The sequence below is a fragment of the Brevundimonas sp. AVps5 genome, from assembly GCF_058681515.1.
Window position 1 is genome coordinate 1662251 of sequence record NZ_CM178740.1, and the last position, 20498, is coordinate 1682748.

At 68.4% G+C, this 20498-nt stretch carries 23 protein-coding genes; 18 read left to right on the forward strand and 5 right to left on the reverse strand.

Features of this window, described 5'->3' with window-relative positions; all coding sequences use genetic code 11:
* Positions 1–12 precede the first annotated feature (12 nt).
* The 9 genes from ACW18A_RS08605 (at position 13) to ACW18A_RS08645 (ending at position 6399) form a co-directional block, all read left to right on the forward strand.
* The gene (locus ACW18A_RS08605) at positions 13–351 is read left to right on the forward strand and encodes a hypothetical protein (protein WP_492021317.1); all 339 of its coding nucleotides are present in this window, start codon (positions 13–15) and stop codon (positions 349–351) included.
* Between the two features lie 140 nt (positions 352–491).
* Complete coding sequence (locus tag ACW18A_RS08610; protein ID WP_492021318.1) at positions 492–1115, forward strand: hypothetical protein; 624 nt, start codon at positions 492–494, stop codon at positions 1113–1115.
* Between the two features lie 39 nt (positions 1116–1154).
* Entirely contained in the window at positions 1155–2984 is a 1830-nt protein-coding gene (locus ACW18A_RS08615) for a M14 family metallopeptidase (RefSeq protein ID WP_492021319.1), read from the forward strand.
* Positions 2985–2987: 3 nt separating this feature from the next.
* Entirely contained in the window at positions 2988–3410 is a 423-nt protein-coding gene (locus ACW18A_RS08620; protein ID WP_492021320.1) for an MAPEG family protein, read from the forward strand.
* 39 nt (positions 3411–3449) lie between these two features.
* Positions 3450–4808, forward strand: a complete 1359-nt coding sequence (locus tag ACW18A_RS08625) for a TldD/PmbA family protein (RefSeq protein WP_492021321.1) — start codon at positions 3450–3452, stop codon at positions 4806–4808.
* Positions 4805–5599, forward strand: coding sequence for a 3'(2'),5'-bisphosphate nucleotidase CysQ (locus ACW18A_RS08630; RefSeq protein WP_492021322.1), 795 nt, complete (start codon positions 4805–4807; stop codon positions 5597–5599). Before ACW18A_RS08625 ends, ACW18A_RS08630 begins: the two co-directional genes overlap by 4 nt.
* A 24-nt stretch (positions 5600–5623) precedes the next feature.
* Positions 5624–5869 (forward strand): DUF4170 domain-containing protein, encoded by a 246-nt coding sequence (locus tag ACW18A_RS08635; RefSeq protein ID WP_309627613.1) that lies wholly within the window; start codon positions 5624–5626, stop codon positions 5867–5869.
* A gap of 72 nt (positions 5870–5941) precedes the next feature.
* Positions 5942–6190, forward strand: coding sequence for a hypothetical protein (locus tag ACW18A_RS08640; protein ID WP_492021323.1), 249 nt, complete (start codon positions 5942–5944; stop codon positions 6188–6190).
* Positions 6187–6399 (forward strand): hypothetical protein, encoded by a 213-nt coding sequence (locus ACW18A_RS08645; RefSeq protein WP_492021324.1) that lies wholly within the window; start codon positions 6187–6189, stop codon positions 6397–6399. The genes ACW18A_RS08640 and ACW18A_RS08645 overlap by 4 nt, the downstream gene beginning before the upstream one ends.
* Before the next feature lie 3 nt (positions 6400–6402).
* On the opposite strand, the gene ACW18A_RS08650 is transcribed toward ACW18A_RS08645, so the two are convergent.
* Positions 6403–7068, reverse strand: coding sequence for a protein tyrosine phosphatase family protein (locus ACW18A_RS08650; RefSeq protein WP_492021325.1), 666 nt, complete (start codon positions 7066–7068; stop codon positions 6403–6405).
* Positions 7069–7153: 85 nt separating this feature from the next.
* Between ACW18A_RS08650 and ACW18A_RS08655 the strand changes: the two genes are divergently transcribed.
* A complete protein-coding gene (locus ACW18A_RS08655; RefSeq protein ID WP_492021326.1) occupies positions 7154–7717 on the forward strand; it encodes a COG3650 family protein in 564 nt (187 codons plus the stop codon).
* 214 nt (positions 7718–7931) lie between these two features.
* Here the strand turns inward: ACW18A_RS08655 and ACW18A_RS08660 are convergent, their stop codons facing one another.
* Positions 7932–9035 carry a DUF2855 family protein gene (locus ACW18A_RS08660; protein ID WP_492021327.1) on the reverse strand — a complete coding sequence of 368 codons (1104 nt, stop codon included), beginning with the start codon at positions 9033–9035 and terminating at the stop codon, positions 7932–7934.
* A 208-nt stretch (positions 9036–9243) separates the two neighbouring features.
* Here ACW18A_RS08660 and ACW18A_RS08665 point away from each other — a divergent pair, with 208 nt between their 5' ends.
* From ACW18A_RS08665 to lpxK, 4 genes are read left to right on the forward strand one after another with little or no spacing between them, the layout of a single operon-like run.
* A complete protein-coding gene (locus ACW18A_RS08665; protein ID WP_492021328.1) occupies positions 9244–11073 on the forward strand; it encodes an ABC transporter ATP-binding protein in 1830 nt (609 codons plus the stop codon).
* Between the two features lies 1 nt (position 11074).
* Positions 11075–11761 (forward strand): lysophospholipid acyltransferase family protein, encoded by a 687-nt coding sequence (locus ACW18A_RS08670; RefSeq protein WP_492021329.1) that lies wholly within the window; start codon positions 11075–11077, stop codon positions 11759–11761.
* Entirely contained in the window at positions 11758–13050 is a 1293-nt protein-coding gene (locus tag ACW18A_RS08675) for a 3-deoxy-D-manno-octulosonic acid transferase (protein ID WP_492021330.1), read from the forward strand. Before ACW18A_RS08670 ends, ACW18A_RS08675 begins: the two co-directional genes overlap by 4 nt.
* Positions 13047–14054: a tetraacyldisaccharide 4'-kinase gene (lpxK, locus tag ACW18A_RS08680; RefSeq protein WP_492021331.1), complete on the forward strand. Its 1008-nt coding sequence runs from the start codon at positions 13047–13049 to the stop codon at positions 14052–14054. The genes ACW18A_RS08675 and lpxK overlap by 4 nt, the downstream gene beginning before the upstream one ends.
* On the opposite strand, the gene ACW18A_RS08685 is transcribed toward lpxK, so the two are convergent.
* On the reverse strand, positions 14039–15358 hold the full coding sequence (locus ACW18A_RS08685; protein WP_492021332.1) for a metal-dependent hydrolase family protein: 1320 nt from the start codon (positions 15356–15358) through the stop codon (positions 14039–14041). The two genes, lpxK and ACW18A_RS08685, sit on opposite strands and share 16 nt — an antisense overlap.
* A 128-nt stretch (positions 15359–15486) precedes the next feature.
* On the opposite strand from ACW18A_RS08685, the gene ACW18A_RS08690 reads away from it, so the two are divergent.
* Positions 15487–16167 (forward strand): murein L,D-transpeptidase catalytic domain-containing protein, encoded by a 681-nt coding sequence (locus tag ACW18A_RS08690; protein ID WP_492021333.1) that lies wholly within the window; start codon positions 15487–15489, stop codon positions 16165–16167.
* Between the two features lie 3 nt (positions 16168–16170).
* Here ACW18A_RS08690 and purD read toward each other — a convergent pair whose 3' ends face one another.
* Entirely contained in the window at positions 16171–17448 is a 1278-nt protein-coding gene (gene purD / locus ACW18A_RS08695) for a phosphoribosylamine--glycine ligase (protein WP_492021334.1), read from the reverse strand.
* Between the two features lie 47 nt (positions 17449–17495).
* A complete protein-coding gene (locus tag ACW18A_RS08700) occupies positions 17496–17651 on the reverse strand; it encodes a hypothetical protein (RefSeq protein ID WP_492021335.1) in 156 nt (51 codons plus the stop codon).
* 62 nt (positions 17652–17713) lie between these two features.
* Between ACW18A_RS08700 and xseA the strand changes: the two genes are divergently transcribed.
* From xseA to ACW18A_RS08715, 3 genes are read left to right on the forward strand one after another with little or no spacing between them, the layout of a single operon-like run.
* Positions 17714–19321 (forward strand): exodeoxyribonuclease VII large subunit, encoded by a 1608-nt coding sequence (gene xseA, locus ACW18A_RS08705; protein WP_492021336.1) that lies wholly within the window; start codon positions 17714–17716, stop codon positions 19319–19321.
* Between the two features lie 39 nt (positions 19322–19360).
* Positions 19361–19555, forward strand: a complete 195-nt coding sequence (locus ACW18A_RS08710; protein WP_492021337.1) for a DUF2093 domain-containing protein — start codon at positions 19361–19363, stop codon at positions 19553–19555.
* Positions 19552–20412: a M23 family metallopeptidase gene (locus ACW18A_RS08715; RefSeq protein ID WP_492021338.1), complete on the forward strand. Its 861-nt coding sequence runs from the start codon at positions 19552–19554 to the stop codon at positions 20410–20412. Before ACW18A_RS08710 ends, ACW18A_RS08715 begins: the two co-directional genes overlap by 4 nt.
* Positions 20413–20498: the final 86 nt, after the last annotated feature.

Sequence of the window (20498 nt, forward strand, 5' to 3'; positions counted from 1 at the left end):
TTGAGGCCTGTCATGAAACTTCCGCTTGTCGCCCTGCTCGCTGTCGTCATCGCCGCGCCGGTGGCCGCCTCCATTCCGGCGACGGCCGAGGCCCAGGTTCTCGCCGGCCGCGGCGGCGACAGCCGGCGCATGCGTGAGGCACCCCGCCCCGCCCTGACCGCGCGCGAGGAGGACCGGCTGTTCGAGGCCGAGGAAGCCGTTTTCCAGTTGCAGTCGCAGATCGAGACGCTGGAAGCCCTGACCGCGCCGACCCCGGAACAGATCTCCAGCATTGAAGACCTGCGCGAGCGGCTCGAGGACGAACAGGGGACCGTCGACCGCCTCACCCGCAAGCGCGACCGTCGCGGCTGATCGTCGGGCGGGGGCGCCCCCCCCGTGACCTTCGCTAGAGCATGATCGCTTCTGGTGGACCCGCCTAGCGGGTCAGACATGAAGCGTGAATCATGCTCTCGCTAGAATCTGGAGCCTGAGGCAAGGGTCGGGGAGCCGTTGTGAGCGCATTCGAGTTCTTCTTCAGCTTCTACGGCCTGTTGCTGGGCCTGTCGGTTGCCGAGCTGGTCGGCGGCTTCTCCCGCGTCCTGCATGAGCGGCATCGCGTCCGCTTCGGCTGGCTGACCCCGCTTCTGGCGGTGTTCGTGGCCGTCGACCTGGCGACCTTCTGGAACCAGGCATGGCGGTTTTTTCGCGGGGCACCGTTCAACCCCGCCCTGCTGCTGATCGGCCTGGTCATCGCCGCGACCTTCTACGTCGCAGCCAGTGTCACCTTTCCGCGGGTGACGGCCGAGGGCGTCGAGACGCGCATAAATCTGGACGACCATTTCTGGGCCCATCGTCGGGTCGTATTTGGCTGCGTGCTGGCCGCCAATGCCATGGTCTGGGCGCTGCTCGGCCTTCTGGCACTCGCCGACCCGGCATGGGCCGCCCTCTGGACACCGAGACTGCTGGTCGGAGTCGTCCTCTTTGCCGCCTGCACGGCAACCGCAGCATTTTCGTCCTCGCGGCCGGTCGTCATCGGGGCCCTGCTGATCGTGTTGGCCTACACCCTGTGGAACATGGTCCGTGCAGGGGCGATCCTCATCGCCGACGGTGCCTGGTTGCCCGCGACTGGGAGCTGACACTTGCCAGAGGGACAGGATCGGCCGACGAAGACGCGCATGCGCCCGATCCTGATCTCCGCGGCCCTCGCCGCCCTAGCCACTTGCGTGACCCCCGCCATGTCCCAGTCGCTTCCCACTATCGCCCCCTGGGACCAGCCCTTCCTGCCGCCCGCCCTCGCGTGGGACGGGGCCAGTCGTGCCCTTCTGGCGGACCCGTCCAATCCGTGGATCACCGAGTTCGAACGCGATCCGGCACATGATTTCAGCCCCGACTATGCGGCCACCCGCGCCTGGTTCGATCGGCTGGACGCGGCGTCGGACCTGATCCGCATTCAGCAGTTCGGCGTGTCGCCTGAGGGCCGCCCGATCTATGCCGTCATCGCCTCGAGGGACGGTGCGACCCTCGACCCCGGCAAGCCCGTCCTGCTGGCCCAGGCCGGCATCCATCCGGGCGAGATCGATGGCAAGGACGCAGGCATGATGCTGCTGCGCGACATGGCGTTCGGCGACAAGGGCGACCTGCTGGACCATGCCAACCTCGTCCTGATCCCCATCCTTTCGGTCGATGGTCATGAGCGCGCCTCGCCCTACAGCCGTCCGAACCAGCGCGGCCCCCGCATCCAGGGCTGGCGCAATACGGGCACGAACCAGAACCTGAACCGCGACTTCCTCAAGCTGGACCAGCCGGAGATGCGGGCCCTCCGGACCTTCATCAACGGTCTCAAGCCCGACCTCTACCTCGACATCCACGTCACCGACGGCATGGATTACCAGTACGACATCACCTACGGCTTTAACGGCGAGTTCGACGCCTTCAGCCGCTCGCCGGCAGGGTCCGCCTGGCTGGACGACGTCTTCAAACCCGCAATCAACGCGGCGCTTGAAGACCAGGGTCACATCCCCGGGCCCCTCGTCTTCGGCATCGACAACGAGCACCCCCGGGCCGGCCTCAGCGACGGGGGCCTCGGCGAACGCTTCTCCAACGGCTGGGGCGCGGCCGCGCACGTGCCGACCGTCCTGATCGAGAACCACAGCCTCAAACCCTACGAACAGCGCGTCCTCGGCACCTATGTCTTCCTCGAAGCCTCGCTGCGCCTGCTGTCCGATCAGGTCGCACCCCTGCGTGCCGCAATCGCCGCTGACCAGGCCCTGCGCCCTTCCGAAATCCCTGCCAATTTCGAGCCTGACCCGACCCCGCACCAGACCCGCGCCTTCAGGGGCGTCTTGTATGAGACCTATGACAGCCCGGCCTCGGGCCGCACCGAGATCCGCTGGCTGGGCCGGCCCGACCCCGAGCTCTGGCAGGTGCCCTACTATGGTTCGCGCCCGTCGCTCAGCCTGCGCCGACCCGCCGCCTACTGGGTGCCCGCCTACCGCCCCGACCTGATCGAGCGCCTCCGGATCCATGGCCTGACGCTGGAGACCCTCGATGCGCCCCGCACCGTCTCCGTCGAGTTGCTGCGCCTCGACAACCCCGTCCTGGCGACCCGGGTCAACGAGGGCCACGTCCAGATGACCGTCACCGAGGTCACGCCCGAACGCCGCGACTGGACCTTTGCCCCCGGCTCGGTCCGCGTGCCGACCGACCAGCCCTTGGGCGACATCGCCGTCCTGCTGCTTGAGCCCCAGTCCAGCGAGAGTTTCTTCGCCTGGGGGATGTTCCCGGAGATTCTCAGCCGGGTCGAATACATCGAGGGTTACGCCATCGCTCCCCTGGCCGAGGCCATGATGGCGGCCGATCCGGCGCTGAAGGCGGAGTTCGAGGCCAAGGTCGCCGCCGAGCCCGCGTTCGCCGCGAATGGCGATGCCAGATTGGCGTGGTTCTACGAACGAACCCCGTTCTATGATGACCGCTACCGGCTCTATCCGGTCGGACGGGAGGACTAGAGAATGGACGTGCTGACGGAGATGACTGCGGCTCAGGCGACGGCTCTGTGGAGCGGCCTGATGATCCTGTGGCTTGTGTATCTGGGCGTCCGGGTCGCTCTGGCCCGGCGCAGCAACAAGGTCCTGCTGGGCGACGGGTCCAATGCGACCGTCATTCTGGCCAGCCGCGTGTTCGGCAATGCCGCCGAATACACGCCGATCGCCATCGGCGCCCTGGCGGTCCTGACCCTGTTGGGGATGCCGTCCTATGTCCTGCACGTCCTCGGCGGCCTGCTGTTTCTCGGCCGCCTGATCCACGGCTTCGGTCTGAGCAACACGAAGGTCACCGCCGGACGCGTCTTCGGCATGGTCCTGACCTGGACGCCCCTGACCGCGGCCGCTGCCATGTTGATCGTCCACGCCTTCGTCGGCACGCCGCAGGGCTAGGGGCGTTGCGGGGGAGGTCCGGGTCCGCCATATCGGGCCATGCCTGACAGCCTCCCCGCCCCCAACCTTCAGCAAGACCTCTTGCACGATGTCGTCGCCGCCGCCCTGAGGGCCGGAGCCGACGCCGCAGAGGCCGCCACCGCCGAACGGTCCTCGCTGGCCGTGGGAGTCCGCAACGGAACCCTCGAGGATGTCGAGCGCGAGGAGAGCCGCGATCTGGGCTTGCGGGTCTTCATCGGCAGGCGACAGGCCACGGTGTCCGCTTCGGACCTCTCGGCCGCCACGCGTGAGCGGCTCATCGAGCGCGCCGTCGCCATGGCCCGGCTGGCCCCGGAAGACCCCTACGCCGCCCTGGTCCCCGCCACTGGACTGGCGCGCGGCCCCTTCCCCGACCTGCAGCTCGCGGACACGGCCGAACGCACCGCCGCCGAACTGGAACAGGTCGCCCGAGAGGCGGAAGGCCACGCCCTCGCCGTCTCCGGGGTTTCCAAGTCCGAGGGTGGCCACGCCAGCACCGCCTCCAGCCGCTGGCGGCTGGTCACTTCCGAAGGCTTCGACGGGGCCTATGCCGCGACCGGATTTTCGCTCGGCGTCGGCGTTATCGCCGAGAAGGACGGGGCCATGGAGCGCGGCGGCGAAAGCCGTTCGACCCGATGGCTCGCGGACCTGCCCGGCCCCGACGGTATCGGAGCCGAGGCCGGTCGCCGTGCGGTCGAGAAGCTCGGGCCCCGCAAGATCGCCTCGACCACCGCGCCCGTCATCTTCGAGCGACGCGTGGCTGCGCAGGTCCTTTCGCCCCTGCTCGGTGCCATCTCCGGCCCCTCGATCGCGCGCGGCCAGTCCTTCCTGAAGGACCGGATGGGCCAGCAGATCCTGCCCAAGGGTCTCAGCCTGGTGGATGACCCGTTCCGTATCCGGGGCATGGCCTCTACCCCCTTCGACGACGAGGGTTCGCCGGTCGAGCGCCGCCATCTGGTCGACGACGGGGTCCTGACCACCTGGCTTCTGAACGCGTCAGCCGCCGCCCAGTTGGGCCTGAAGTCCACCGGCCACGCCTCCCGCGGCCTCGTCGGCCCCTCCGGCGTCTCGACCCACAACCTGCACCTGACGCCCGGCGAGGCCGACCTGAACGGACTGATGGCCCAGGCGGCGACCGGCCTGGTCATCACCTCCATGTTCGGCCCCTCGTTGAACGCCAACACCGGCGACTGGTCCGCCGGGGTGTCAGGCTACTGGTTCGAGAACGGCGAGCCGGCGTATCCGGTCAGCGAGATCACCGTCGCCGGCAACCTCGCCGACCTGTGGATGCGGCTCGTGCCCGGCTCTGACCTCGAGTTCCGGGGCGGCTTCAACAGCCCGTCCCTGTTGATCGACGGCGTCGCAATCGCAGGCAAATGATCGATCCCGGCGCAGACCTCGCCCTGATCCTCGACGCCGCCCGCGCCGCCGGCACCCTGGCCGAGGCCGAGCGCGATCGCGGCCTGAAGATCACCCACAAGGACGGCGGCTCGCCCGTCACCAACGCTGACATCGCCGTCGACAACATGTTGAAAGACCGGCTTCTGGCAGCGCGACCGGACTACGGCTGGCTGTCCGAGGAGACCGCCGACACGACCGACCGCCTGTCCCGTCGTCGCCTGTTCGTCGTCGACCCCATCGACGGCACAGTCGCCTTCCTCAAGAACCAGCCCTGGTGGTGTGTGCCCATCGCGGTGGTCGAGGACGGACGGCCCGTCGCCGCCGTCATCCATGTGCCCGCCACGGGCGAGACCTATGAGGCCACACTCGGCGGCGGTGCCCGTCTGAATGGCCGACGGATCGCGGCCTCGGACGTCGATACGCTGGACGATGCCGCCGTTCTCGCCGACGCCCGCCTGATGGAGGGCCCGCACTGGCCCGAGCCCTGGCCGCCGATGCGTTACGAGAAGCGCAACGCCCTCGCCTACCGCATGGCGCTGGTCGCCTCAGGGGCCTTCGACGCGGCCATCGCCCTGACGCCGAAATGGGATTGGGACGTCTGCGCCGGGGCCCTGATCGCCGGCGAGGCGGGTGCCACGGTCAGCGATCACCATGGCCATCCGTGGCTGTTCAACCGCCCGGACCCGCGCCAGGCCAGCCTCGTCTGCGCCGCGCCGGCCTTGCACCCGTTGATCCTGCGGCGCACAACGCCTATCCCGCTGGCGACCTGATCTTCCCATCTGCGGACCCGCCCCATGACAGACGCCCCCAACGCCTCCGATCCCCAGTTGCTTCACCTCGTGATCGGCGGAGAACTGCGCCACCTCGACGCTCCGGTCTTCCGCGATCTGTCCAAGGTCGAGTTCGTCGGTGCCTTTCCGAACTACGCGGAGGCCAAAGCGGCCTGGAAAGCCCGGGCCCAGGCCACCGTCGACAACGCCCACATGCGTTTCTTCATCCTGCACGCCCACCGCATGATCGACCCGCGCGGCGAGGCCTGATCGTCGCAGGCGGAACCGTCGCGGCGACGCTCCCGCTGTAAATGGCTAGGTTGCTCGCGAAAGGAGCGTTCCATGATCCCGACCCTGATCGTTCTGGCCCTGCTGGCGCTGGGCGTCGGCATCGTCGCCTTCGCCACCCGACGGCCGACGACCCTACAGGACGTCATCGTCGACAATGATGTCGCCTGGAGCGACCCCGTCACTCCGGCGGAAGTCGCCCCGATCGAGGTCGACCCCTTCGCCCACGCGCCCGTGCTGACCCCCTCCGTCATCGCCGAGGCCGCGTCGGCGGATACGAACCCTATGGAGCGCGCCTCGTGACCCTTTTCGGCACAACCCTCGACGGTGCCCAGATCGCCGGCCTTGTGGGCCTGCTGGCCACGCTGGCCCTGTGGCTGATCGTTCTGGGTCGCGAGCGCGGCTATGCAAAATGGTTCCGGCAATGGGAGGCCGACCGCAAGGCCCGCCACGATGCAGCGACGGGTGAAACGCCGGAGCAGAAGCGCGAACGCACCGGCCCCTGGGGCTGAAGTCTACTCTCGCTTCAGCAGCTTTTCGGTCAGCAAGGTCCCCCACCAGTTTGCCCGGAAGTCCTTGCGCATCGCCTGCGGATCGTAGGCATCCGACTCGACCCACTCCATGAAGCCCACCCCGGTCGGCTCGACCTCGTTCACATAGGTCTCGAGGAAGTGGTCGAGTACGCCGGTCAGCCCCTCGCGGCTGTGCAGGTATTTCTTCGACAGCTCGCTCATCGCCTTCGAGATCGGCTCGCCGAGGTGGAAGTGACGATAGAAGACCGCCATCAGCCCGGCCCGGTCCGCTCCGGACTTGCAGTGGATCAGGACCGGATACTCAATGCTCTGGAAGAGGTCGCGCGCGCGCCGCACCCGATCCTTGCCCGGCGGATCGCGCGAATCGAGCGGCGCGTCGATGAGAGTCAGGCCAAGACGCTCGCAGGCCGCCTTCTCCAGCCAGTAGTAGCCCTCGTCCCGCTCGCCGCGCAGGTTGATGACGGTCTTGATTCCCCGCCTCGCCCAGCCCTCCAGCTGGCGCGGTGACGGCTGGTTGGTGCGCACCAGATCCGGCCCCAGCCAGTGGGCATTGGAAAACGCCAGACGCAGGAAGGCGTGGTCGTTCCAGAAGAAGTCCCGTTCGGCCGCGCGCCGCCCGACCTCCGTGCTCACATCAAATCGCGCCATCGGGTCAGACATAGATGGGGCGACAGCCTGCGTCATCCCGTGCAGGATCGCAGCGACCGACCTGTGTCATTGTGGAGTCCCTTCGATGCGTCTGATCCCTCTCGCCCTGGTCCTCGCGCCCCTCGCCCTCGCCGCCTGCTCGCCGGCCGAAGAACCCGTGACCGCCCCGGCCGACGCCGCGGCCCCGGCCGTTCCCGCCGCGTCTCAAGCCCCTGCCGCCCAGGCCAACGACCCCGCCTTGGGAACAGCCATCGCGACCGTCCTCGGCGAGGACGCCGCCACCACCCGCACCGTCGTCCGGGTCGTGGGCGAAGGCCCGGGACGCATCGCCCTCGTCTATCTGGTCGGCATGAACTGGTGCGGCTCGGGCGGTTGCAACCTGCTGATCCTGCGCCCCGGCGCGGCGGGCTGGGAACAGATCGGCAATGTCTCGCGCGTCAGCAACCCGGTGCGCCTGCTCGCCACCTCGACCAACGGCCTGCCCGACATCGGCGTCACCGTCTCCGGCGGCGGCGGCCCGCCCCCCTATGAGGCCAGGCTCTCGTTCGACGGCCAGTCCTATCCGCGCTTCCCGTCCGACGAACCGCTGGTCGGGGGAAACGGAACGGCGGTGATCACAGACACCGACATCCCGCCCCCCTCCGAGTGAAGGTTGGCGGAGGGTAATGTCTCAGTTGGAAATGCCGGTTAGAGTCGAAGGGCTGGAAACGGAGCCAAATCCAAGGGTCACAGACACACGCTGAGCACCAGAAGCTTTTCGCCGGACCCGGTCATTCCAACTTTCGCCAGCCTATCCTCAGCACCGGACATAAGCCGCGCTACGTCTGCGGGCGAAGTGCCAGGTCACAGTCCGCCAGCAAACGTCAGCGAGCGATCCGGACGATCGCGCCCTGCATCGGATCCGCGGCCCCAGAGACGAGATCGCGGATGACGCTGGCTGCGGCCTCAAGGCCCGTGTGCTCCGAAATGTTGATCCACGGCGAGCCAGAATCCACGACCCGCTCGAAGAAGCCGCGCTGATCTGACTGGAAGCGCTCAAGAAAGGCCAGGAGTGTCCCCTTTTCGCGGTGCTGCCCGAGACTCTGGGGAGCGAAAAAGAATATCGGGCGGGGGCCGCGCAAACCCGGATCCGCGCGTGACATGGAATCGGCCTGGGTCGAGCCTACCAGGCAGTCGTAGACCAGGTTCGTGCCAAACCGCTCGTGCACCCGATGGCGCAATCCGGGATCACCCGCCAAGTCGAGGTAGAGGGTGGGCAGGCCGGTCTCCAGGCTTTCTACCTCATCATAACCGTGTACGGCGTCATAGATGCCCAGCCCTTCGACAAAATCGCGATTGCGAGTCCCGGTCAAGGCCACGAGGCGAACATCGTCATCCGCCATACAGTAGGCAGCTCCGTAGCCGGTCTTGCTCGAAGCGCTCGACACCACGATCTGGCGCGCGCCGAAGAATGCGTTCTCCCGCAAGAAATCCACGGCCGTATAGGAGGTGATGAAGAGCGGCCGGAACAGGGCTTCACTATTCTCCAGCGCCGGCGAATAATTGGGATCTCCCGCACAGAGCGTATAGCGATTGTAGATGTCTGGCAGTGGGATCCGCCAGGGTGCCACATCCGCAAAGCCGTCCCGACTGACCTTGCCAGCTTGAACGACCAGCGTGTCCGCCATCGGAAAGTAACCGAACACACGCGCGCCGACCTCGACCCCGGCAACCCGAGACTCCACGACGTCGGCAAAACCCCAGACCGGCATCAGGCCGAAGTCGTCATGGCCAGTCGGAAAGAACCGCCAATAGCCGATCGTATCCCCGTAGGCGGTATAGGAGATGTTGTTGGTCGTCAGGGAAAAGCGGTCAAGCGCCAAAACGACCTCCCCTTCAGAGAGTTCGCTCTTGGGCGGCATCACCTCGATCCGTGTCTCGCCGGGTGCGGACTTTCGCGTCATCAGGCGGCGGTTGACGTCGAGCATGGCATGTCTCCAAAGCAAGCAAGCGGATCGCACAGGACACGACCTCACTCTCGATGGCAACGTGCTCCTATGTCCAATCCCGGCCAGCCGCTCAATTCTGTGACTGGCGCGGGGCGCCCGATTGCCGCCGCCCCAAGTTTTCAAACTGAGGCACTACGCGGCGGAGTGATCCCTTGACTTGCGGGGCGGGCCGTCCGACCTCGGGCGGATGACTTCGCCCGTCCCGACCGTTCCGCAGGAGGACGCCGCCTCGCGCCCCCTGATCGGCCGCATCTGGCGCGACTACCTGTCCCGCCGCAAGGCGGCCCTGATCGTATCTCTGCTCTGCGCGGCGGTTGCGGGCCTCAGCGCCGCCACGGTGCTGCAACTGCTCCAGCCCGCCATTGACGGCATGTTTCTCGGCCAGCCGGTGAAGGTGGCGGGTCTGTTCGTTGTGCCGCCGCAGCATGCGCTGGTCGCCATCCCGACCATCATCGTCGGCATCGGCCTGATCTGGACGGCGGCCTCGCTCGGCCAGGCCGCACTCGTCAATCGCCTGGGGCACGGCATCGTCGGCGACATCCAGGTGCGACTGTTCGGCTCCATGATCCGAGCCGACCTCGCCCGGCTGCGCAGCCAGCATTCCGGAACATTTGTTTCCAGCGTCCTGTTCGACGCCAACCTGGTACGCGAGGCCTTCACGAACGGGGTCGTCGGATACACCCAGCACGGTCTGACCCTGATCGCGGTGATCCTGTACATGGCGTGGTCCGACTGGCGGCTGACGCTGATCGTCCTGCTCGGCGCGCCACTCATTGCCCTGGTCATCCGCCGCTTCGGCAAGCGGATGCGCAAGGCTACGACCGGCGCCATGGTCGAGACCGAGAACCTCTCCACCGCCCTGATGGAGAACCTGGACGGCGTCCGCCTGATCAAGATCGAGAACCGCGAGGCCGCCGAGGAAGCCCGTGTCGGTGAGGTCGTTAGCCGCCGCCAACGCCACGTGATCAAGTCCGCCGACTCCAGAGCCTTCGCCGGCCCCTTCTCCAACCTCGTCGCCATGCTGATCGTCGCCGCCGTCATGGCCTACGCCGGCTGGCAGGCGCGCCAGGACCAGATGACCGTCGGCGCTTTCGCGGCCTACGTCGGCCTGTTGATGTCCGCTGGCCAGTCCCTGCGACAGGTGACCAATCTCCAGACCGTGATGGCCGAGGGAATGACCGCAGCGCGCCGCCTGTTCGCCTCCCTGGACATCGCCCCCGAGATCCGCGAGGCCGCCGCGCCCAAGGCCCTGCCGTCCGGCCCGGCGACGATCGTCTTCGACGACGTGTCCTTCAGCTACGGCGCCGCCGCCCCGACCTTCTCCGGGGTCGCCCTGACCGTCGCGCCGGGTGAGACCGTCGCCCTTGTCGGTCCGTCCGGCGGCGGCAAGTCGACGCTGCTCAGCCTCCTGCCACGGTTCTACGATGTGACCTCGGGCAAGGTGACCATCAACGGCGCCGACCTGCGTGATCTCAGCCTGTCGGATCTGCGCGCCCGTATCGCCCTGGTGACCCAGGAACCCTTCCTGTTCGACGACACCATCGCCGCCAACATCGCCTATGCCCGCCCCGATGCGACGCCGGAGCAGGTCGCCGAGGCTGCGCGTTCGGCCGCCGCCCACGACTTCATCACCGCCCTGCCGGAGGGCTACCAGACCCGTGCCGGAGAAGGCGGCATGCGCCTGTCGGGCGGCCAGCGTCAGCGCATCGCCATCGCCCGCGCCTTCCTCAAGGACGCGCCGATCCTTCTGCTCGACGAGGCCACCTCCGCCCTGGACACCGAGAGTGAGGCCCTGGTCCAGGCCGCGCTGGAGCGGCTCATGGCCGGTCGATCAACATTGATGATCGCTCACAGGCTGTCGACCGTCCGCCACGCGACCCGGATCGTGGTGCTGGAAGCCGGCCGTGTCGTCGAGACCGGCACGCATGCCAGTCTCGTCCGGAAGGGCGGCCTCTACAGCCGGCTGGCGAAACAACAATCGCTCGACGGAACGCCACCCGTCGCCACGGTGGCTTGACGTGAGGCCGCTCCGCAACCCGATCATCCAGACCATCCTGTCCTTCGTGCTCGCTGGCTGGATGCGGTTCTGCGTCGCGACCACGCGCTGGACCTACGAGGGGCGCGAGCATGCCGAACAGGTCTGGGATGACGGCGGCGGCGTGATTTGCACCTTCTGGCACTCCCGCATCGCCCTCTGCCCTGCCTGCTGGGATCACACACGAGGTCAGCCGACCAAAGCGCTGGTTTCACTCAGCAATGATGGACAGTTCATCGCCAGGGCGCTGGCGCTCCTCGGCTTCCCCGCGGTACGCGGTTCCTCCGCCAACAAGGACAAGGCGGACGTCGCCAAGGGCGGGGCGCGAGCGCTCCGCGACGGCCTGAAACAGCTGAAGGTCGGGGGGCTCGCCATCACCCCCGATGGCCCCCGAGGTCCGGCATGCGTGATGGCCGAAGGCCTGCCTCTGATGGCCAAAATGTCCGGTGCCCCGGTGCTGATCATCGGCATGAGCTGCAACCCGGCCATCCGCCTCGGCAGCTGGGACCGGGCCGTCCTGCCCCTGCCCTTCGGACGCGGCGCGGTCGTCTATGATCTCGTCCGCTTCCCGGACGGGGCCGCCATCGCGGACATGGTCGGTCCGTGGGGCGATCGCCTGACCGCCGTGGAGGCCCGCGCCGACGCGATCACGGGGTTGAAGCGGCTGTGACCCTGCCTCTCCGCGCCTACCGCCTGCTGACCCGGGCTCTGGAGCCGCTCGTCCCTTGGCTGCTCGCGGCCCGCGTCAAACAGGGCAAGGAAAATCCCGTCCGCGTCGATGAACGCCTGGGCGTCGCCGGCGTCGCGCGGCCCGACGGCGACCTCGTCTGGCTACACGGCGTCAGCGTCGGGGAGACCCTGTCCCTGCTGCCCCTGGTCGAGCGGATCGCGAGGGCCAGGCCCGACCTGACCATCCTCGTCACCTCCGGCACGGTGACTTCAGCGGAGTTGTTGGCCCGCCGCCTGCCGCCCGGTGTCATCCACCAATTCGCCCCCGTGGACGCGCCCGGTGTCGTCGCCGCCTTCCTCGATCACTGGCGTCCGTCGCTCGGCGTCTTCGTCGAGTCCGAGCTGTGGCCCAACCTGATCCTTACCGCCCGCGACCGGAAGATTTCGCTGGCTCTGGTGAGCGCTCGTATCACCGGGAAGACTGCGGCCGGCTGGGCCCGCGTCCCGGCTTCGGTCCGCACACTGCTGGACGCCTTCACCGTCCTCATGCCCCAGGACGACACCTCGGCGGCCCGGCTCCAGAGCCTCGGTGCCCGCGTTGACGGCGAGGTGAATCTGAAGCTCTCCGGGGCCCCCCTGCCCTACGACGCCTCGGATTTCACCTCGCTCAGCGCCGCCATCGGCGACCGTCCGGTGGTCGTCGCCGCCTCGACCCACGAGGGCGAGGAGATCGCCATCGTCCGCGCCCTCGATCATGCAGCGGAAGGCCTGTGCCTGATTCTGGTCCCGCGCCACCCCGAGCGCGGGACCGAAATCGCCACCGCCCTGACCCGCGACGGCTATCGTTTCGCCCTGCGGTCGCGTGGCAGCCAACCGAACGCCGGGATGGACATCTATGTCGCCGACACCCTGGGCGAGCTCGGCCTGTTCCTGCGTCTGGCCGATGTCGTGGTCATGGGAGGCTCGTTCGGCTCCTTCCTCGGGCGCGAGCTCTGGGGCGGGCACAATCCGCTGGAGCCCGCGCGTCTCTCCAAGCCGACCGTCACCGGTCCGGACGCCTCGAACTGGCAGGGTGTGACCGCTGATCTGGTGGGGGCCGGGGGCCTCGCCGTCGTCCATTCGCCCGGCGACCTCGCCGGCGTCGTCGCGCCCCTGCTGAACGATCCCGCCGCCGCCCGGGGCATGGGGGAGCGCGCCCGCAGCGCCGCCGCCGACGTGGGTGCCGGTCTCGACCGCCTCTGGGACGCGCTCCAGCCGCTTCTGCCGCCAGCGGCCCGGCCGCGCCGATGAAGCTCTCCACCCCCCGCTGGTGGTATCAGCGCGACGGCCGCCACGGCCGCGTCGCCCGCACCCTGTTGAAGCCCGTTTCGTGGATCTGGGCCGCCGCCACCGCCCGCCGCATCGGCCGCGCACAGCCGGTGGATGTCGGCGTCCCGGTCATTTCCATTGGTAACCTGACCGTCGGCGGCTCCGGCAAGACCCCCGTCGCCCGCGAGGTCCTGCGCCTGCTGCATCAGCAAGGCATCGCCGCCCACGCCCTGTCGCGCGGCTACGGCGGCAGGCTCACCGGCCCGCTCCGGGTCGATGCCGCGATCCACACGGCCGCCGACGTCGGCGACGAACCCCTGATGCTGTCTGGCGATGCCCCCGCCTGGATCTCCGCCGACCGTGTCGCCGGCGCCCACGCCGCCGTCGAGGCGGGTGCCCAAACCCTCGTCCTCGACGACGCCCACCAGAACCCGACCCTGAGGAAGACCCTCAGCCTCATCGTCGTCGATGGCGAGACGCGCGAAGACGAATGGCCGTTCGGCGACGGCTCCGTCTTCCCCTCCGGTCCGATGCGCGAGCCGCTGGCCGCCGGTCTGGCCCGCGCTGACGCAGTCATCGTCCTGCTGCCCGCCGACAGCCCGCCCGCCGATCCCGATCTGCTCGCCGTTTTCGACGGCCTGCCAACTTTCATCGCCCGGCTGGAGCCTCACCATGCGCCCCCGTCAGGGCCCCAGGTCGGTTTCGCCGGGATCGCCAAGCCGTGGAAGGTCGAGCGGTCACTGATCGCCGCCGGCTGCGACCTGAAGGACTTTGCGCCCTTCCCCGACCACGCCGAATACCGGCCGGAAGACCTCGCGTTCCTGGCCGACCGCGCCGCTGTGTTCGACGCGGGTCTGGTCACGACTGAAAAAGACTGGGTCCGCCTGCCTCCCGGCTGGCGGACCCGTGTGGTCTCATGGCCCGTCGCCGCCCGGTTCGAGGACGAGGCGGCGTTCGCGGCCTTCCTGGCTCAGTCGTTGCGGTAGACGACCCCGCCCTTCATCACGAAAGCCATAGCCTCCAGCGTCGTGACGTCGGTCAGGGGATCGCCATGAACCGCCACGATGTCTGCCGGACGGCCCGGTGCGATCAGCCCGGCCTGGTCGGCGATCCTCAGATGCCCGGCCGCTACGACCGTCGCCGCCTGGATGGCTTCCAGCGGCGTCATTCCCGCCTGCACCAGAAGCGCGAACTCCTGGGCGTTGTCGCCGTGGGCCGAAACGCCCGAGTCGGTACCGAAGGCGATCCGCACCCCGCCGTCATGCGCCCGCCGCGCCATGTCCAGCATCTTCGGCCCGGCCTCCAGCGCCTTGGCCGTCTGGGCGGGGGTGAAGAAGTTGCCCGGGCTCGACGCCACCCGCGCCACGAAGTCCCCGGCCAGCAGGGTGGGGACCAGATAGACGCCCTCGCGCCGGAACAGCCGGATCGACTCGTCGTCCAGATAGGTGCCGTGTTCGATCGAGTCCCCGCCGGCCCGGAGGAAGGCGTTGATCCCGTCCACGCCATGGGCGTGGGCCGTCACCTGACGCCCCATCCGGTGCGCGACCTCGACGATGGCGGCCAGTTCGGCGTCGGTGAACTGCTGGGCAAGGCCCGCGGCCGTGTTCGACAGCACGCCGCCGGTCGCGGTGATCTTGATGATGTCGGCGCCCGACCGGACCTGGGTCCGAACCGCCCGCATGCAGTCCTCAGGGCCCGAGCAGACGCTCTCGGATGACAACAGGTGCATGATATCATCGCGATAGCCGTTGATGTCGCCATGGCCGCCGTGGATCGAAACGGAGGAGCCGGAAGCGATGATCCGCGGTCCCGGCACGTCGCCCCGTCGAACCCCGTCGCGCAGGGCGAAGATCGCGTCGTTGCTGGCGCCCAGATCCGCCACGGTCGTGAATCCGGCCATGAGAGTCTTTCGCGCGAACCCCGCGCCGATAATGGCCCCGTCCGCCGCGTCGCGCGTCACCGCGTCCAGCCGCCCCGTCGGGCTCTGCTGCGAGGTCAGGTGCACATGGCTGTCGATCAGCCCCGGCAGGACGAAGGAATCTCGCAGATCGACGACATTCGGGCCCTCGCCGACGAAGCCGTCGCGGATTTCCGTGATCTGGTTCCCTACGATCACGAGAGTTTTATCTCGCAGCACAACACCGCTTCCGGGGTCCGCCAGAAGCCGCCCCGCCTGAACGAACGTGGTTTCCCCGTTCGCGGGAAAAGCCTGTGAGGCGGGGCCCTGCTGCGCCTGCGAAGGCGTGGCGAGCGCGAAAACGGCGGCGACCGCCAGTGCGACGAACTTCATAAACCTCTCCCTGTTACTCTGACGTCACCATACGCCTCGGCGGATTTAGGCCAAGGCTCCGGTTGAACCCGGCGGCGCATTTGTGAAACAAGTCATCGCTTCGGCATAACCGCTACGAAGGGCGTCGCATGCGGCTATCGAGACGGGGTCTGATTCTGGGCGGTTCGGCGGTGCTCGCCGGCTGCGCAACCGCACCTGCCGCCGTCGTCGAGACCCCGATCGTGCTGGCCGCCGCGCCGCCGCCGCCCCCACTGCCGCGCCTTCCGCAGATCGCCCCGCCGCCGCTCGATCCCGGCCGACTGGTCCGGCCCGAGCTGATGAGCCGGGCCATGGCGGCGCTGGACGTTCACAGCCACAGGATCACCCTGCGTGACCGGATGTATCTGGTCGATTTCCAGAAATTCTCAGGGGACGCCCGCCTGTTCGAGGTCGACCTGATCGGCGGCCGCGTCACCGCCTTCCGCACCTGCCACGGCCGGGGCTCGGACCCGGAACACTCCGGTTTCGCCCGCACCTTCTCGAACACGCCGGAAAGCTACATGTCCTCGGTCGGTGCCTATGCCACCGCAGGCGCGGGCTGGGGCTCGCAGCAGGGCCCGAACGTCCTGCTCGACGGGCTGGAGTATTCCAACAACCTCGCCCGCGACCGCGCCATCATCGTCCACGGTGCCGACTACGCTGATCCGGATTTCCTGGCCCGCGAAGGCAAGCTGGGCCGCAGCTATGGCTGTTTCTCAACCGCCCACACCGACCTGCCGATGCTGCGGGAGCGAATGGGCGAAGGGCGTCTGCTGTTCGCCTACGCCTAGGGGCTACTCGCGCTCCAGCGCGCGCCAACCGATGTCGGTGCGGCAGAAGCCACCGGGCCAGTCGATTTTCCTGACAGCCGCATAGGCCCGTTCGCGCGCCTCGGCGATGTCGTCACCCTCGGCGCAGACGCTCAGGACCCGCCCGCCCGCCGCGACCAGGGTCCCGTCCTCACGCCGCTGGGTGCCGGCGTGGAAGACCTGGACGTGCGGGCCGAAGTCCTGCTCGGCACCGCGGATGATCGAGCCCTCCAGCGGGCTGTCGGGATAGCCCTTGGCCGCCATGACCACGCAGATCACCGTCTGCGGCCTGAACTCCGGCTCCGGCAGGCGCGACACGTCCCCGCGCGCGCAGGCCAGCAGATAGGGCACGATGTCTCCGGCCATCCGCATCATCAGGACCTGGCACTCCGGGTCGCCAAAGCGGGCGTTGAACTCGACGACCTTCGGACCTTCTTCGGTCGACATCAGCCCGGCATAGAGGACCCCCTTGTAGGGAGCGCCCTCGGCCGCCATCGCCTTCAGGGTCGGCTGCACGATCCGGCGGTTCGCCGCCGTGACCAGAGCCTCGTCGAACACCGGAGCGGGCGAATAGGCGCCCATGCCGCCCGTGTTGGGTCCCAGGTCGCCGTCGAAGGCCCGCTTGTGATCCTGGGCCCCGCCGAACAGGACTGCGCGCTTGCCGTCGCACAGGGCGAACAGGGATCCCTCCTCGCCCTCCATGAATTCCTCGATCACGACGCGTGACCCGGCCGAGCCGAACCGCCCGCCCAGCATCCGCTCGATCTCGGCCTCGGCGTCCCGGCGGTCAGGGCTGATCGCCACCCCCTTGCCGGCCGCGAGTCCGTCGGCCTTGATGACGTAAGGCGGCTTGAAGACCTTGAGCGCGTCCTTGGCATCCGTGACCCGATCATAGACGCCGTAGTGAGCTGTCGGGATCTCGTGCCGCTCCAGGAAGGCTTTCGAAAATGCCTTGGAGGTCTCCAGCTGCGCCGCCTTGGCGCTGGGGCCGAAACAGGGAATGCCGGCCGCATTCAGCATGTCCGCCAATCCGGCCGCCAGGGCGACCTCAGGTCCAACGACGACCAGCCCGACCTTCAGCTCGCGGGCCAGCCGGGCCAGACCCTCGGCATCGTCGGCGCGGATGTCCGGAACGCATTCGGCCACCTTGCCGATGCCGGGATTTCCGGGCGCGCAGAACAGGCGGTCGACCAGCGGCGATTGCCGCATTTTCCAGGCCAGGGCGTGCTCGCGCCCTCCCGATCCGACCAGCAGGATATCCATGCGCGCGGAATGGCCGCGCAGGCCCCGCCGGTCAAGGCCGCAGACGCTCAGAGCAGGGCGGAAACCACATAGACAAGGGCGGCGAGCATGAAGATCAGCCCCAGGACCACCCAGATTCTGACTCCCGAGTCGCCGCTGCGCCGCGAAAGCTCGCGCTCGTCCGGGTTTTCCTCATCGCGCCGGGGGATGCGATCGTCGTTCATCCTGCCGATATAGGCTGAACGCAGCGGTTTCCGCACCTCCCCGGCGACGCTACAGTCGCGCCATGACCGACGAGTACTTCTTCGCAGGCCCCACCGACCCGGAGCCGGCCGCCCCCCAAAGCCAGGGAGTCGGCGACAACAATCCGCCCCTGTCGATTTCCGAGCTGTCCTTCGCCCTCAAGCGCACGCTTGAGGACCGTTTCGGCCACGTCCGGCTCCGTGGAGAGGTGTCCAAGGTCAATCGCCACGCCTCCGGCCACATCTATCTGACGCTGAAGGATGACAAGTCCGCCATCGACGGCGTGGTCTGGAAAGGCTCGGTGCGCGGCCTCGGCGTCCAGCCGGAGACCGGCCTCGAGGTCATCGTCACCGGCAAGATCACCTCCTACCCGGCTCGCTCGTCCTATCAGATCGTCATCGAATCGATGGAGGCGGCCGGCGCAGGTGCCCTGCTGGCCCAACTCGAACGGCTCAAGGTCAAACTGAGCGGCGAGGGTCTGTTCGACGCCAGCCGCAAGAAGCCCGTCCCGCTCTATCCCCGCACCATCGGCGTGATCACCAGCCCGACCGGTGCGGTCATCCGCGACATTCTCCACCGCATCGCAGAGCGCTGGCCCTGCCGGGTGATCGTCTGGCCGGTGGTGGTCCAGGGCGATGCCGCCAGCGGCCAGGTCGGCGCCGCAATCCGCGGCTTCGACGCCATGACCCCGGGTGGCCCCATTCCCAGGCCCGACCTGCTGATCGTCGCGAGAGGCGGCGGGTCGGTCGAGGACCTGTGGTGCTTCAACGACGAAGGCCTGGCCCGCACTGTGGCCGCGGCGGCCATTCCGATCATCTCGGCCGTCGGGCACGAGACCGACACGACATTGATCGACTTCGTCTCCGACCGCCGGGCCCCCACACCCACCGGCGCCGCCGAGCTCGCAACGCCCGTGCTCGCAGACCTGCGCGCCTTCGTCTCCGATCTGGAACGCCGCCTCGACCGCGCAGGCGCGCGATTACTGGAAGACCGCCGCGTGCGTTTGCGCTCGGTCGCGCGAGGCCTGCCCGCCCGGCCGGAGGAACTGGTCGCTCTGGCCCAGCAGCGCCTCGACCATGCCTCAAGCCGCCTGGCGTCCGGTCTCGGCCGCAACACCGAACTGCATCACCGGCGTCTGATCGCTGTCGGCGGCCGCCTGGCCCCGGCCCTGCTCGATCGCGCGATCGAGCAGCGAACGGCGCGGCTTGAAAGCCAGTCGACACGGTTGATCGCAGGGCTGGGTGCCAACGCCGCCTTGCACGAGCGCCGCCTGCTGCGCGTCGCCGGCCGACTGACGCTCGACCCGATTCACCGCCGCCTCGACCAGCGCGTTTCACGACTGGAGACGGTCTCCGCCCGGCTGTCCCGGACTATCCCGCAGTCGATCGAGCGCGCCGAGACCCGCCTCACCGCCCTCGCTCGCGCCCTGGCCACCCTCGACCCGAAACGACCCAGGCCCGGCTTCGCCCGCATCGACGACGAGACCGGTGTCATGGTGTCCTCGGCCGCCGTCCTGTCGCCCGGACAGGCGGTGACGCTGGTGTTCCCTGACGGCTCGAAGAGTGCGCGGATCGAGGGCGAAGGCGCGCCCCGACCCAGGCCGGTCGCCAGGCCGAAAGCGGCACCGGCTCCACAGGGCGATCTATTCTAGTCAGTGGTCCGAAACCGACGAAGCGGCTAGTCTCACTCCATGACCTCTGCCCCCTCCCCTGCGACGCTCCACTACGGCGACGGCGAGTTCGCCGTTCTGAAGCCCGGGCCCTTCGTCCTGTGCGCCGTCTCCGGCCGCCCGATCCCGCTCGAGATCCTGCGCTACTGGTCCGTTGAGCATCAGGAGCCCTATCTCGGGCCGACCGAAGCCCTCTCGCGGATGGTCGATCAGTGACGCCTTCGCGGCGCGGCCTGATCCTGGGTGCCGGCGCCGCATCCCTCGCCGGTCCTGTCCTGGCCCAGACGAACGACGGGCTCTCCCTTAACGGCCGTTTCGTTCAGGGCGGGTTCGCCATGGGCCGGTCGGCACCACGGGCCATGGTCTTCGTGGACGGCGAAGCCCTGACCACCGCCTCGGCCACCGGGCTGTTCGTCGTAGGTTTCGACCGCGACGCACCGCCCTCGGTCCAGCTGGAGGTCCGCAGCCAGAACCGCATCGCTCGACGCACCCTGACCATCGACCGGGGAACCTTTCCCTCCACCCGCATCAACGGCCTGCCCCAGTCCACGGTCGAACCCTCCGACCCCGCGCTGCTCGCCCGCATTCAGCAGGAGATCGCGCTGAAGACCGAGGGTTTCGCCAGCCGCACGGACGCCGACGATTTCCAGTCCGGCTTCTCCTGGCCGCTGGACAGCTACCGCGTCACCAGCCTGTGGGGCTCCCAGCGGGTCCTGAACGGCACGCCCGCCCGGCCGCACTTCGGCATCGATCTGGCCGCGCCGGCCGGATCACCGATCCGGGCCCCGGCGGACGGCGTCGTCACCTTCGCCCGCCCCGGAATGCATTTCGAGGGCGGCCTGACCCTGATCGACCACGGCCAGGGCCTGATCACCGCCTATCTGCATCAGTCCCGGATCGAGGTCCTGCCGACCCAGCGAGTCACACGCGGCGACGTCATCGGCCGGGTCGGAATGACCGGCCGCGCCACAGGTCCGCACCTGTGCTGGCGCATGAAATGGCGCGATCGGAACTGCGATCCGTCTCTTATGGTAGGACATTCAGCGCCCGAAACCGGTTACCAGACCGGCTAGGCTCATGTTCCGCGTGGACCTTGTGATACTTTGTCCCTAGAATCGACGATCGGACCGCCGTGGGCGGCAGTCTCGGCGCGTCCATA